This is a genomic window from Streptomyces sp. Q6 (assembly GCF_036967205.1).
Taxonomy (GTDB): Bacteria; Actinomycetota; Actinomycetes; order Streptomycetales; family Streptomycetaceae; genus Streptomyces; species Streptomyces citrinus.
On sequence record NZ_CP146022.1, the window covers coordinates 5712877 to 5726236 of the forward strand.

The 13360-nt window shown below is 72.2% G+C and carries 13 protein-coding genes; 3 read left to right on the top strand and 10 right to left on the bottom strand.

Annotation, left to right across the window (positions count from 1 at the left end; all coding sequences use genetic code 11):
- The first annotated feature begins 26 nt into the window (after positions 1-26).
- A complete protein-coding gene (locus V2W30_RS26690; protein ID WP_338700407.1) occupies positions 27-1283 on the top strand; it encodes a styrene monooxygenase/indole monooxygenase family protein in 1257 nt (418 codons plus the stop codon).
- Here V2W30_RS26690 and V2W30_RS26695 read toward each other — a convergent pair.
- From V2W30_RS26695 to V2W30_RS26735, 9 genes are all read right to left on the bottom strand, one after another.
- Positions 1201-2334, bottom strand: coding sequence for a polyprenyl synthetase family protein (locus tag V2W30_RS26695; protein WP_338700408.1), 1134 nt, complete (start codon positions 2332-2334; stop codon positions 1201-1203). The two genes, V2W30_RS26690 and V2W30_RS26695, sit on opposite strands and share 83 nt — an antisense overlap.
- Positions 2331-3716, bottom strand: coding sequence for a cytochrome P450 (locus V2W30_RS26700; protein WP_338700410.1), 1386 nt, complete (start codon positions 3714-3716; stop codon positions 2331-2333). Before V2W30_RS26700 ends, V2W30_RS26695 begins: the two co-directional genes overlap by 4 nt.
- Positions 3713-5137, bottom strand: a complete 1425-nt coding sequence (locus V2W30_RS26705; protein WP_338700411.1) for a cytochrome P450 — start codon at positions 5135-5137, stop codon at positions 3713-3715. Before V2W30_RS26705 ends, V2W30_RS26700 begins: the two co-directional genes overlap by 4 nt.
- Before the next feature lie 71 nt (positions 5138-5208).
- The gene (locus V2W30_RS26710; RefSeq protein ID WP_338700412.1) at positions 5209-6273 is read right to left on the bottom strand and encodes a terpene synthase family protein; all 1065 of its coding nucleotides are present in this window, start codon (positions 6271-6273) and stop codon (positions 5209-5211) included.
- A 34-nt stretch (positions 6274-6307) separates the two neighbouring features.
- Entirely contained in the window at positions 6308-7303 is a 996-nt protein-coding gene (locus tag V2W30_RS26715) for an isopenicillin N synthase family dioxygenase (RefSeq protein ID WP_338700413.1), read from the bottom strand.
- Positions 7304-7394: 91 nt separating this feature from the next.
- Positions 7395-8528 (bottom strand): C40 family peptidase, encoded by a 1134-nt coding sequence (locus V2W30_RS26720; protein ID WP_338700414.1) that lies wholly within the window; start codon positions 8526-8528, stop codon positions 7395-7397.
- Between the two features lie 136 nt (positions 8529-8664).
- Positions 8665-8925, bottom strand: coding sequence for a hypothetical protein (locus tag V2W30_RS26725; RefSeq protein WP_338700415.1), 261 nt, complete (start codon positions 8923-8925; stop codon positions 8665-8667).
- Between the two features lie 96 nt (positions 8926-9021).
- Positions 9022-9747, bottom strand: coding sequence for a TetR/AcrR family transcriptional regulator (locus V2W30_RS26730; RefSeq protein ID WP_338700417.1), 726 nt, complete (start codon positions 9745-9747; stop codon positions 9022-9024).
- Positions 9748-9782: 35 nt separating this feature from the next.
- Complete coding sequence (locus V2W30_RS26735) at positions 9783-10721, bottom strand: diiron oxygenase (protein ID WP_338700419.1); 939 nt, start codon at positions 10719-10721, stop codon at positions 9783-9785.
- A 133-nt stretch (positions 10722-10854) separates the two neighbouring features.
- Between V2W30_RS26735 and V2W30_RS26740 the strand changes: the two genes are divergently transcribed.
- Both V2W30_RS26740 and V2W30_RS26745 read left to right on the top strand, forming a co-directional pair.
- On the top strand, positions 10855-11961 hold the full coding sequence (locus tag V2W30_RS26740) for a ferritin-like domain-containing protein (RefSeq protein WP_338700421.1): 1107 nt from the start codon (positions 10855-10857) through the stop codon (positions 11959-11961).
- 38 nt (positions 11962-11999) lie between these two features.
- Positions 12000-12884 (top strand): hypothetical protein, encoded by an 885-nt coding sequence (locus V2W30_RS26745; RefSeq protein ID WP_338700423.1) that lies wholly within the window; start codon positions 12000-12002, stop codon positions 12882-12884.
- Here the strand turns inward: V2W30_RS26745 and V2W30_RS26750 are convergent.
- On the bottom strand, positions 12847-13299 hold the full coding sequence (locus V2W30_RS26750) for a DUF3291 domain-containing protein (RefSeq protein WP_338700424.1): 453 nt from the start codon (positions 13297-13299) through the stop codon (positions 12847-12849). The two genes, V2W30_RS26745 and V2W30_RS26750, sit on opposite strands and share 38 nt — an antisense overlap.
- Positions 13300-13360 lie beyond the last annotated feature (61 nt).

A 13360-nucleotide genomic window follows, 5' to 3' on the forward strand; every position in this document is an offset into this window, starting at 1 on the left:
TTATCAGTGAGTTAGAGGCAGTCGATATGTCGCGGAAGATACTCGTCGTCGGAGCCGGTCAGTCCGGTCTCCAGCTCGCCCTGGGCCTCCAGTCCCACGGGTACGAGGTCACCCTGATGTCCAACCGCACGGCCGACGAGATCCGCTCCGGGCGGGTCATGTCGACGCAGTGCATGTTCCACACCGCGCTCCAGCACGAGCGCGACCTCCAGCTCAACTTCTGGGAGTCGCAGGCCCCGAGGATCGAGGGCCTCGGCGTCTCCGTCGCCGCCCCCGGCTCGCACGACCCGGGCCCCACCCAGCGCGCCATCGACTGGGTCGGCAAGCTGGACGGCTTCGCGCAGTCCGTCGACCAGCGCGTGAAGATGGCCGGCTGGATGGAGACGTTCGCGCAGCGCGGCGGCCAGCTCGTCATCCACGGCGCGGCGGTCTCCGACCTCGACTACTTCTCGCGCACGTACGACCTGGTCCTCGTCTCCGCGGGCAAGGGCGAACTGGTGTCGATGTTCGGCCGCGACGCCGAGAAGTCCCCGTACAGCGAGCCGCAGCGCGCCCTCGCCGTCGCCTACGTCCACGGCCTGGGCGTACGCCCCGAGCACCCGGACATGGACGCGGTCCGCTGCAACCTCGTCCCCGGCGTCGGCGAGCTCTTCGTCATGCCGACCCTCACCACCTCCGGCCGCGCCGACATCCTCTTCTGGGAGGGCGTCCCCGGCGGCCCGGTCGACGCGTTCAAGGGCGTCAAGGACCCCTCCGAGCACCTCGCGCTCACCCTGGAGCTGATGGAGAAGTTCACGCCCTGGGAGTACGCGCGCGCCACGAAGGTCGAACTGACCGACGCGAACGGCACGCTGGCGGGCCGCTACGCCCCCACCGTCCGCAACCCCATCGGCCGGCTGCCCGGCGGCGGCGCGGTCCTCGGTGTCGCCGACGTCGTCGTCGCCAACGACCCGATCACCGGCCAGGGCTCCAACTCGGCGTCCAAGTGCGCCGCCGCGTACCTCGCCGCGATCGTCGAGCACGGCGACAAGCCGTTCGACGAGGAGTGGATGCAGTCGGCGTTCGACCGCTACTGGGACACCGCGCAGCACGTCACCAAGTGGACGAACACCATGCTCCAGGCGCCGCCGGAGCACGTCCTCAACCTGATCGGCGCGGCCGGCCAGCTGCCGCCCGTCGCCGACCGGTTCGCGAACGGCTTCAACAACCCGGCCGACTTCGAGAACTTCTTCTACGAGCCGGAGAAGACCGGCGCGTACCTGGCCTCCGTGTCCGGGTCGTAGCCGAGGCCGCGGTCCACGGTCGCGACGGCCAGCTCCGCCAGCAGGTCCACGCCCCGCGGGCCGAGCCCGTCGCCCGCGACGGCCAGCGCGTCCAGGCAGCGGCGCCGCTCACGGGCGATCGCCTGCCGGGTCGCGTCGAGCGCCCGCTCGCGCGGACCCGGTCGGCGGCCGCCGCGGCCGGACCGGCCCGCGGGCCGTCGTGCCGGGCCAGGTCGAGCAGCAGCGGGCGCAGCCCCGGATCGTGGTGCAGCGCCCAGATCGTCGGGTACGTGTAGACGCCCTCGGCGAGATCGTGACCTGTCGGTTTGCCGAGGGCCGCCGAGTCCTCGGTGAGGTCCGTCAGGTCGTCGAGGAGCTGGTACGCGATGCCGAGGTGGTGGCCGAAGCGGCCGAGCGCGGCGCCGGTCGCGGCGTCGTACCCGGCGGCGAGCGCGCCCATCCGGCAGGACGCCTCGATCAGCGCCCCCGTCTTCCCGGCGATCGCGCTGAAGTAGGAGTGCGCGGAGCGGTCCGCGTCGAAGAGGTGCCCCGCCTCCTCGGCCTGCCCCTCGCAGAGCCGCACCAGGGTGCGGCCGACCAGCGCGGCGGCGTCGGCGCCCAGCCCGGCCGCCGCGGTGTACGCGTGGCCGAGCAGCACGTCACCGGCGAGCAGGGCGCGGCCGGCACCGGCCCGCGCGCTGATCGTCGCGACCCCGTGCCGGGTCGCGGCGTCGTCCATGAGGTCGTCGTGCACGAGGCTCGCCAGGTGCAGCAGCTCCACCGCGCAGGCGCCGCCCACGGCCCTCTCCCGCAGCCGTGCGGCGCCGGTGCGGCCCGCCCACGCGGTGGCCAGCACGAACAGCGGGCGCAGCCGCTTGCCGCCGGAGAGGACCTCGGCCATGGCGGGCGGCACGGCCAGCGGGCTGCCGCGCACCGCGGCGCCGATCGCGTCCAGGACGGCCCGGAGGTCCGCGTCGAGGCCGGTCGCCCCCAGATGGCGGGCCAGCACCCCGTACGCCTCGGTCCGCGGCACCTGCGGCCGCGGCCTGATCATCGTCGTGTTCCCTGTCATGACGCCACCGCCTCGTGTCGTGCCGTGTGGTCGACGGCGCCGCGGGCGCGCCGCTCGACCGTCATCGCAACCCGCCCCGCGCCCAGCGACGCCCGCGCGAGGGGGCGTACCACGGTGCCCGGCACCGGCCGCAGCCGGAAACGGGCGGCGACCGCGGCGACCACCAGCGTCAGTTCGGTCAGCGCCACCTCGTCGCCGATGCACTTGCGGTTGCCCGCGCCGAAGGGCAGCAGCGCGGCCCGGGACATCGGCGACGGGTCGAGCCAGCGGTCCGGATCGAAGCGCAGGGGATCGGGGAAGAGCGCCGGATCGTGGTGCAGCTGGTACGGGCTGAACAGCACCGTGGCCCCCCGTGCGAGCCGGTGCCCGCCCAGGGTGGTGTCCCGGGTGACGGTCCGGCTGAGCAGCCAGGCGGGCGGGTAGCGGCGCAGCGTCTCCAGGATCACGCGCCGGGTCAGCTCCAGGTTCGGCAGCGCGTCGGGGCCGAGCGGCCCGGCGTGCGCGCGGGTGGCGTCGTCGATCTCGGCGTGCAGCGCGCGCTCGATCCGCGGGTGCGCGGCGAGCAGGTGGAACACCCAGGTCAGCGCGTCGCCCGGCGGTTCGGTCGCGCCGATCATCAGCGTCATCACCTGGTCGTGGATCTCCTGGTCGCTCAGCGCGTCGCCGTGGTCGTCGCGCGAACTCACCAGGATCGACAGCACGTCCCCGTGGTCGCGGCCCGCCTCGCGGTAGGCGTGGACGGTGTCGCGGATGACGCGGTGCAGGGTGGCGCGGGCCCGTGCGAAGCGGCGGTTGGCGGGCAGCGGCAGCCGGTGCGCCCAGCCGGCCGGGACGAGCATGCGCTGGTAGACGCCCCGCATGATGACGGGCATGGAGTCGACGACCTCGGCGACGGCCCGCTCGCCGAGCTGCCCGCCGAACAGCGAGCGGGCGGCGATCCGCAGGGTCAGCCGGTGCATCTCGTGGCCCACGTCGACCGTCCGGCCCGGGTGCCAGTCGGCCAGCGTCGCGGCGGTCTCCTCGGCGACCGGCCGGGCGTGCGCCGGCAGCCGGGCCGAGGCGAACGCGGGCTGCATCAGCAGGCGTTGGCGGCGGTGCGTCACGAAGTCCGAGCTGACGAGTCCGTCGCCCACCAGCAGCCGGGCCTTCTCGAACAGCGGGCCGCCCTTGTCGAAGGTCCGCGGATCGTGCAGGACCGTCATCACCGCTTCGGGACCGCAGGCCAGGTAGGCGCGGGCGGGTCCCAGGCGGAGCGTCACCAGGCCCTCGTGGTGCGGCAGTTCGCGCAGGAAGGGGAGCGGGCGGCGCCACAGGTGCAGGGCGTGGCCGAGCAGCGGCAGCGCGTGCGGGGCCTCGGCGGGGCCCGGCCGGGCGGCGCTCACGCCGTGCCGCCCGTGTAGGGGCAGCGGCCGGTCTCGGCGGGGGCCGCCGTGCGGTGCGTCACCGTCCGCCGGCGCAGCACCATCGGCATCGGGCCGGGCCCGAGCGTCGCCTCCGGCAGCGGTGTGCGCTTCGCGTCCGGGACCGGGCGCAGCGTCCAGCGGGCGAGGATCGAGGCGATGACGAGCATCGCCTCGGTGAGCGCGAACTTGTCGCCGATGCACTTGCGGTTGCCCATGATGAACGGCTGCATGGCCGCCTCGGTGACATCGTCGACGCGCTCCGGCAGCCACCGGTCGGGGTCGAACGTCTCCGGGTCCGCGAACAGTTCCGGGTTGTGGTGCAGCAGATAGGGGCTGAGCAGCACGATGGCGCCCTCGGGGATCGGACGGCCGCCCAGCTCGGTGGCGTGGGTGGTCGTCCGCGTCAGGAGCCACACCGGCGGCCGCAGCCGCAGGGTCTCGTACAGCACCCGGTTGAGGTACGGGAGCCGGGGGATGTCCTCGAACGTCGCGGGCCGGCCGCCGAGCACCGTGTCGAGCTCCGCGCACAGCCTCCGTTCGACCTCCGGGTGCGTGGTGATCTGGTGCAGCGTCGAGCAGATGGCGTTCGCCGTGGTCTCCATGCCGCCGGCGAGCAGCGTCATGACCTGCTTGTGGATCTCCGTCTCGGACAGGCCGCGGCCCGTCTCCTCGTCCACGGCGCCGATCAGGATGGACATCAGGTCGCCGTGGTCCACGCCCGCGGCGCGGTACTGCCCGATGGTCTCGTCGACCACCACGCGCATCCGCTCGTGAGCGAGGGCGAACTCCCGGTTCTCGCGGGTCGGCAGCTTCTCCAGGAGGGCCGTGGGCGCGACCATGCGCTTGTAGACGCCGCGGTTGATGATCGGCATGCACTCCTGCACCTCGGCCGCGGCCCGCCCGCTGACCGGGTTGGTGAACATGGTGCGGGAGGCGATGCGCAGGGTCACCGTGTGCATCTCGTCGCGGACATCGCCCTGCTGCCCGTCGCTCCAGCCGTCGAGCAGCGCCGCGATCTCCTCCCGCATGACGGTCGCGTAGCCCGGCATCCGTGCCTGGTGGAAGCCCGGCTGCATCATCCGGCGCTGCCGGCGGTGCGGCTCCCAGGTCGCCGCGAACAGGCCGCTGCCGACCAGCTCCTCGGCCTTGTCGAAGAGCGGTCCGCCCTTGTCGAAGGTGCGCGGCTCGAGGAGTACGCGCTTGATCAGGTCCGGGTGGCACACCATGACGGCGGGCCTGCGGCCCAGCCGGACCTCGACCAGGTCCCCGTACCGCGGCAGCCCCGTCAGGAACTCCAGCGGCCGCCGGGCCAGCGGCACGGCGTGGCCGAGCAGGGGCAGCGCGCCGGGCGCGACGGCGTACCGCGCCGTGCGGGGCGGCGCGGGCGAGACGGTGGTCATGACACTCCTCGGTCGGCACGGGGCGGGCAGGGGTGTACGCGGCGGGCGGTCCCCGGGCGGAGCCGGGACGGTCACACGGAGACGGTGGCGCGGTCGTGCGCCGGGGCCGGGCGGAAGCGGGCCACCGGGGCGGTGAGGCTGATCCAGCCCGACGTCGAGCCGTCCCAGACCGCGCCGTCACCGAAGTAGCGGGGCGTCAGGTACTCGAACTCCTGGCTCCCGCCGATGAGATGGTCGAGTCCGCGCAGATACGCGCGCACGTCGGCGGAGCCTCCGTGCGGCCCCGCGAGCAGCCGGTCCCGCGCGGCGATGTAGGCCCGCTCGTGGTGCGCGACCAGTCCGCACAGCCGGTCGACGGCGTCCTGGAGCGCGAGACCCTCGTGCTCGCACAGCACCCGCACGGTCGTCATCGTGTCGCGCTCGGCGTACTCCTTGCGCCACGACAGCAGGTCGTTGACCACGATCAGCTGCCGCATGCCGTGGTGGTGGACCTCGTCGAACACGCCGGCGGCAACCGGTCCGCTCAGGTCGGCCTCGGCCGCGTACTCGGTGAACAGCTCCAGGAACGCGCAGCCGAAGCTGTCGTCCCGTACGCGCATGCAGCTCTCGAAGTCGGTCACCCGGCCGTCCAGTTTGCAGCGGATCTCCGCCGCGCAGCCCCGCAGGAAGGCCTCCAGGCTCGCCACCAGACGATCGACCTGCGCCGGGCTCATCCCGGCGGAGATCCGCCGCCACAGGTCCTGCGCGGCGCGCCCGTACACGGTGGTCGCCACCGCGCCCCGCTCGCCGTCCCGCAGGTCGCTGAGGACGGCGGCGAACGCCTCGCCCGCCGCGGCGTGGTCGCCGCCGAGGGCCGCCTCGTCGGACACGAAGCTGTCGATGACGGTGACGAACTGGTACCAGTCGGCGATGTTCTGGGCCCGCTCCGGCCGCGCGTGCGGCACCGTCAGCGGCCCGTACAGGCCGTTGCGCTGGCGCAGGAAGAACAGGAGCGACTCCTCGGAGTCGAAGCAGGAGCCCAGCATCCGGCGCACCCAGCCGTTCGAGGTGATCTCGATCCGGGCGGCGTCGGGGTGGTAGCCCACGGGCAGCAGGCGCGGCAGCGGCGGCAGGAAGAACTCGTCGGCGGAGCTCACGGGCGGGCCTCCTTCGGCCTGGGGGACGGCCGGTTCAGGAGAAGACCTCGGCGAGCCGCGCGCCGAACCACTCGGCGGGCGTCGACGCCGTCTTGATCCGCTGCGAGGTGTGCGCGTTGCTGAACGGGAGGATCGGCTCGATCGTCGCGTCCGGGTTCGGGATGTGGAAGTACGGGATGCTGATCCGCGCCTCGCCCTCCTGTCCGGGCAGCGGATTGCGCACCCGGTGCATGGTCGAGACCCAGCGCCCGCCGGTCCAGAACTCCATCATGTCGCCGATGTTGATGACGAAACTGCCCCGCGTGTACGGGACGTCGCGCCAGCCGTGACCCTGCTGCTCGACCTGGAGTCCGCCCGCGCCGTCCTGGTGCAGGATCGTCAGGTTTCCCCAGTCGGCGTGCGGGCCCTTCCGCAATTGCCCGGCCATCGGCGGCTCGGTCAGCGGGTAGTAGTAGTTCGCCGAGATCGTCGACGACGCCTGGTCGGTCTTGTCGTCGAAGAAGTGCTCGTCGAGGCCGAGAGCGAGCGCGAAAAGGTGCAGGAGATCCTGCGAGAGTCTCTCCATCGCCGCGCTGTACTCGAGCCACACGGCACGGAAGTCGGCCGGTTCGGCGGGCCACTGGTTCACGGCTTCCCAGGGCAGCGTCAGCGCGTCGGCGCCCGCGGGCGGCGCGCTGTTGTCCCGGACGCTGGCGGCGAAGACCTCCTGGAGGTCGGGCAGGGACTCGATGCCGGAGCTCTTGGACCCGCAGCCGGCCTCGGCGTAGAAGCCGTTGGTGCCGGGGCCCACGCCGTGCGCGGCCTTCCGCTCGTCCGGCAGCGCGAAGAACGCGCGGCAGCTCTCGTACATGCGGTCCACGAGTTCCTCGTCCACACCGTGGCCTACGACGGTGAAGAAGCCGGACGTCTCACAGGCGGAGCCGATCGCCTTCGCGGCGAGCGCTTTTCCCTCGGGGGTGTCGGTACCGGACAGATCGATGACGGGTACGAAATCCTCCGCCACGGTGACGCCGTCGATCGCTGTGGACATCGGGGCTCCTTCCGTCGCATTCCCTTTCCGCGGAACGCCTGGAAGGTATGCCCCGGTCCTAAGGCCCGGGTTAAGAGCCCCGAGGGTGCCCTCAGGTGGCCGGCGCCCCCGCGTCGCCGTAGCCCGCGTCCCCGCCCGTCCGGGCGCCCGGCGGCAGCTTCGGTGCCCGGTACCCCGTCATGGACCCGGAGCCCGGGTCCGGCCGCACCGCCCCGAGCAGCGGGTTCGCCGCGATCGGCGAGACCTTGACGCGGGCCCCGGGGCGCGGGGCCTGCACCACCATTCCGTCGCCCAGGTACATCGCGACGTGCGTGGCCTCGGGGAAGTACACGACGAGATCGCCGGGGCGCAGCTCGGACAGCGGTACGCGCGGCAGCGTCGCCCACTGCTCCTGCGAGGTGCGCGGGATCGGGCGCCCGGCGTGCGCCCAGGCCTGCGAGGTGAGCCCGGAGCAGTCGTACGCCTGCGGGCCCTGCGCGCCCCACACGTACGGCTTCCCGATCTGCCGCACCGCGTACGCGAGCGCCCGGTCGCCCTCCCGCGACGGCGACCGGCCGACCGAGCTGAGCGCCCCCGACGCCATGAACTTCCGCTGCGCGTCCGCCGTTCCGTCGTTCTCCAGGCGGGCGAGCTCGGCCAGCTGGTCCGTGGTCAGGGAGGCGAGCAGCTCCTCGACCTCCTTGAGGTGACCGTCGACCGCGTCGCGTTCCTTCTTCTGCTTCTCGGCGAGCTGCAACTGCTCGTCGAGCGCGGCCCGTGCCTTCGTCGCCAGGTCGTCGGCCGTCTTCTCGCCGCTCACCAGCCGGTCGACGGTGGCCTCCTGCTCCTTGGCCGCCCGGCGCAGCACATGCCCCTGGTCGAGCGCGTGCTGCGGATCACGGGCGAGGAGCAGCCGTACGTACGGGGCGATCTCGCTGCGTCCCTGGTACTGCTCGCGGGCGAGGCGCCCGGCGTCGGTACGGCTGTCGTGCAGCGCGCCCCGCGCCCTGGCGAGCTTCCCGGCGAGGTCGTCCGCCTCCTTGCGGCGCTTCTTGAGCTCCTCCGCGGTGGCGTTGTACGTCTCGCTGGCCTCCTCGGCCTCCCGGTACAGACGCTGAAGGTCCGTCAGGAGTTCGGCGACCGACTTGTCGCCGGCCGGCTCCGGTACCGCCCCCGCGGGTCCCGGCGCGAGCAGCGCCCCCGCGACCGCCGCCGTGCAAGCCCACCGCACCAGTCTGCCTGACACGTCATCACCTCCGGTGCGGGGCAGCCTTCGCACCCCACACCGTGAACATCAACAGACAGGCACCCGGTCCACTCGGCGGGCTGCTCGCTTCGGCCCAACTCCGCCACTCCTGCGGTGGACGCGCGGCGAGGCGCCTTTACGGCTTCGACCACGGCCACCGCACGGTGCGTCCGGCCTTCCCCTCGGGCGCGAACACGTACCGCCACCGCACCAGCCGCACGGCCTTCTCGCCGGGCACGGGCTCCCGTACGTACACGAGCACGGTGTCGGGGCCGCCGTCCCGGTCGGGCACGGGCACCCGGTAGACCTTGGGCGGGTTGCCGGTGGCGGTGGTCAGGACGGGCAGCACGCGGCCGTCGAGGGGTCCGCCGACGAACGGGATGTCTTGGCTCTTCACGCTGGCCAGTGTCCCTGACGTGCCTCCCCGGACCGCGTCACCTCAGGTGTTCCGCCGCGGGCGGCGCGGGAGGTCCAGCGGGCGGACGCACCCCGGTCACAGCAGGTGCGCCGCCTCGCCCACCACCGGCAGCACCCGGCGTGCCAGCTCGCCGACCGGCCCGTCCGGGGTCTCCAGGGCGAGGGCCTGCCGGACGACGTCCGCGGTCTGGGGGTCGCGGGCCGCCGTCGCCGTGAGGACCGCCATGAACTGGTCGACGAGGCCGTCGCGGAGTTCGTCCAGCGGGGGTTGCTTGTCCTCGTCGAGCCAGATCAGGGACGCCGCCTCGACGGCCGTGATCCACATGCGGACGGTCATGCGCAGCCGCGGTCCTGGTTCGGCGGCGGCCAGGTGGCTGAGGATGTGCTCGGCCGCCGCCCGGCGCACGCCGTCCACGATCGCCGTCGTACGGGACGTCTCGACGACGCTGCCGCCTTGCAGGAGCGCGGCGAACCCCATGTCGTGCTCGTCGACGAAGGCCAGGTAGCGGTCGAGCGCGCGGGTCAGTCGCGAGGTGAGGGAGCCCTCGGGCGGCTCCGCGAAGCACTGTTCGAGGACATCCGCGGCGGAGCGCAGCGCGGCCTCGTACAACTGCTGCTTGCCGCCGGGGAAGTAGCGGTAGACCAGCGGCCGCGAGACACCGGCGGCCTCCGCGACGTCGTCGAGCGAGACCTCCTCCGGCGCCCGGTGCGCGAACAGCGACAGGGCCGCTTCGAGGAGCTGCGCCCGCCGCTCCTCCACGCTGAGCCGTCGGTAGGCGGGCGTGCCGGTTGCCGAGGTCATGCCCGGAAGCGTAACCGGCACGCCCACCGGCGTCGTCAGGCCAGCAGTCCCGACGACTGCCACAGCTTGCGGCCCACGCCGCGCAGGACGCCGATGTCGTCCAGGAAGTCGGTGAGGCGCTTCGCCCCGGTCTGCATGATCTCGCGGCGGTGGCCGGACGCCTTGACCTCGGCCATGGCCTGCCGCTTGTCGAGGCCGACGTTCGTGTAGACGTCGGGGTTGATGAAGGCCACCGAGAAGACGCGGGCGAACTCGCCGGAGGTGATGCGGGTGAACTCCTGGCTCCAGCGGGGCGCCGTCACCATCTGGCGCCGCAACTCCTCACGGGCGTACCGGACATGGCGCGCCTCCTCGACGACGTGGATGCGGGTCACGCCGCGCACCAGCGTCTGGACGCGCTCGTCCGGGAAGGTCAGGCGCTGCATCCAGTCGAGGATCTCCTCGCCGAGCAGCGTCGCCGTGAAGGAGCCCGGCGTCGTGGAGATGGTCTTGAAGAGGCGGCCCAGGTTGTGGTGGACGGGCGCCACCGGATAGTGCGGGGTCTCGCCGCGCGTGATCAGGCGCGCGAACATCTTCGAGTGCCGGCACTCGTCCTCGATCTCCGTGAGGGCGTACCGGACGTGCGCGCTCGTCGCCGCCTTGTCGTAGACGTGGCGCACGAGCAGCTGCATCAGGATCAGTTCGAACCAGATGCCGAGGGACGCGAGCGCCGCCGCCTCGTGGCGGGAGAGGTCGATGCGCTGCTCCTCGCTCATCTTCTTCCAGAGCGGAGTGCCGTACAGGGACACGAGCTCCGGCGGCCAGAACCATTTGCCGTCCTCGAACGGCGCGTCCCAGTCCAGCTCCTTGTCCGGGTCGAAGGAGTGCTTGGCGGAAGAGTCGAGCAGCCGCTCGGCCACCTGCTCCCGGTCCTTGAGCAGACCGAGCGCGTCCCGCAGCCCCTCCAGGGCGTCGGCTTCCGTCATGGTCGTCATTGGCTGTCCCCAGTCTCTGGTTACCGGCGGTCACGCTTGTCTTCCGTCTTATGAGACTGCTTGTCAGCAAGGGCGTCAATCCCTTGTGCGCGACTTGTTGACCCCGCGTCTACCAACGTGTGAGCCTGCCGGTATGGCGACGCATGAGCTGTACACCAGGGCACCGGACGAGCCCAACTGGCAGGTACCGTCAGCCAGTTCGGCCCGCTTCAGCTGGGAATACGACGACGGACGCGACCGTCTCCTGGCCCTCTACCAGAAGGGCAAGGACAAGCAGTGGGACGGCGCCAAGCGCATCGACTGGGATCTGGAGGTCGATCCGTACGACCCCCTCGGCACCCCCGACGAGGCGATGTCCCTGTACGGCACGCCCCACTGGGCGAAGATGACCGACAAGGACAAGGGGGAGCTGCGCAAGCACTACGCCTCCTGGCAGTTCAGCCAGTTCCTCCACGGTGAGCAGGGCGCGATGGTCTGCGCGGCCCGGATCGTGGAGTCCGTGCCGGACCTGGACGCCAAGTTCTACTCCGCCACCCAGACCATGGACGAGGCCCGGCACGCCGAGATCTACGGCCGCTTCCTGCACGAGAAGATCGGGCTGCTCTACCCGATCAACGACAACCTCCAGGCGCTGCTCGGCGACACCCTGCGCGACTCCCGCTGGGACATGCCCTACCTCGGCATGCAGGTCCTCATCGAAGGACTCGCGCTCGCCGCGTTCGGCATGATCCGCGACACCACCGACAAGCCGCTGCCCCGGCAGATCCTGGCCTACATCATGCAGGACGAGGCCCGGCACGTGGCCTTCGGGCGGATGGCGCTGCGCGACTACTACAAGCAGCTCACCGACGCCGAGCTCCGCGAACGCGAGGAGTTCGTCATCGAGGGCTGCTACCTGATGCGCGACCGGCTGCGCGGCGTGGAGGTCCTGGAGGACTTCGGCATCCCCAAGGCACAGGCCGACGAGTACACGGAGCAGTCCGAGTTCCTGGCCCTGTTCCGGCAGTTGCTGTTCAGCCGGATCGTGCCGTGCGTCAAGGACATCGGCCTGTGGGGCAAGCGGCTCCAGCAGGCGTACGTCGACATGGGCGTCTTCGAGATGGGCGACTCCAACCTCGACCTGCTGATGGCGCAGGACGAGGAGATCGCCGAGAAGCTCGACGCCGAGCGGTTCGCGGCGGAGGAGCACGAGCGGGTCGCCGAGGTCGACGCGGCGATCCGGGCGGGCACCACCGGCTGACCCGGGCGGGGCGGCGCCCATGCAGTAGCGTTCCCGACGTGTCCACGCCACCGCCGCCCCAGCCCGGCCCGTACGAGCAGCAGCCGCAGCCCTACGGTGCCCCGCAGCCCCACGGCGCCCCGCAGTCCTACGGCGCCCCGCAGCCGCAGCCTCCGTATTACGGCCAACAGCCCGGCCCCTACGGCGGGCCGCCCGCCTACCCGGGCTTCCCGCAGCAGGGCGGTGCGCCGTACCCCGCGCCGTGGGGTGCTCCGCCGCCGCCCAAGAAGCGGACCGGGCTCATCATCGGCATCGTCGCCGGCGTCGTGGGCGTGGTCGTCGTCGGGATCGGCGCGCTCGCGTTCATCGGGTCGCGGGTCGAGGGATCGTTCCCCGAGGCCGAGTACCAGCTGGCGCTGCCGCAGAAGCTCCTCGACGGGAAGTACGAGCTCGCCGACGACATGTCGGACGGCCCGGAGGGGCAGCAGATCGAGGACGAGGCCGACGGCGCCTGGAACGCCAAGGACGCCACGGCCGTCGTCGCCCAGTACGCCCCCGACGGCGACGCGGGCAAGGGCGTCCTCGTCGTCTCCGGGATGTACGGCCGCTTCAAGGACACCGACGACTCCCGCGACAACATGATGAAGGGCGCCGCGAAGTCCGACGGCGCGAAGGTCGTCGTCGCGCCGCGCGACTTCCACCCGGCCGGTGCCGACACCACGATCACCTGCGAGGTGCTCACCAAGAACCAGGCGGGCACCGAGCTCACCATGGCGATGTGCGCCTGGGTCGACGACAACACCGGCGCCTCCGTCGGCGAGATCGACGCGGCGAACCTCAGCCCCGACCCGCAGGACATCGACCTGGAGGCGGCCGCCGAGACGGCCGCCAAGGTCCGCGCGGAACTCAGGAAGCCGGTGGGCCGAACGTCTTCCGCAGGGTGAAGGCGTGGTCGGTGGGGCCGTGCTCACGCAGCCGCGTGAGCCGGTCCTCCGCCTCCCGGACCGTGGGCCGGTGCCCGGCGGGCACCCACCACAGGGCCGTCACCGCCTCGCTCAGCCGCTCGAAGAACTCCCGTCTGCGGGCGAGGAGTTCACGGTGCGTGCCCTGGTACATGAACGCCTTCAGCGCCTCCGTGTCGCGCCACACCGACATGTTCACCAGCAGCCACTCGTCGCCGTAGATCCGGAAGTCGGTCGCGTCGCCCGACTCGTCCTGGAGCCGCCACACGAAGCCGTCCGCCGCGTCGGCGACCGCGTTCACCGGCTCCAGATTGTTCGTGAAGTCCTTCATCTCCGGGGTGTCGAGCGGCGCCCGGAGGCGGCCTATGTTCACCTGCGCGAGTTCGTACGTCGTCATGATCGCGACGGTACGGGGCGGGCGGGGGCGCGCACAGGGCCACTCCGCGGAGTGGGACGGG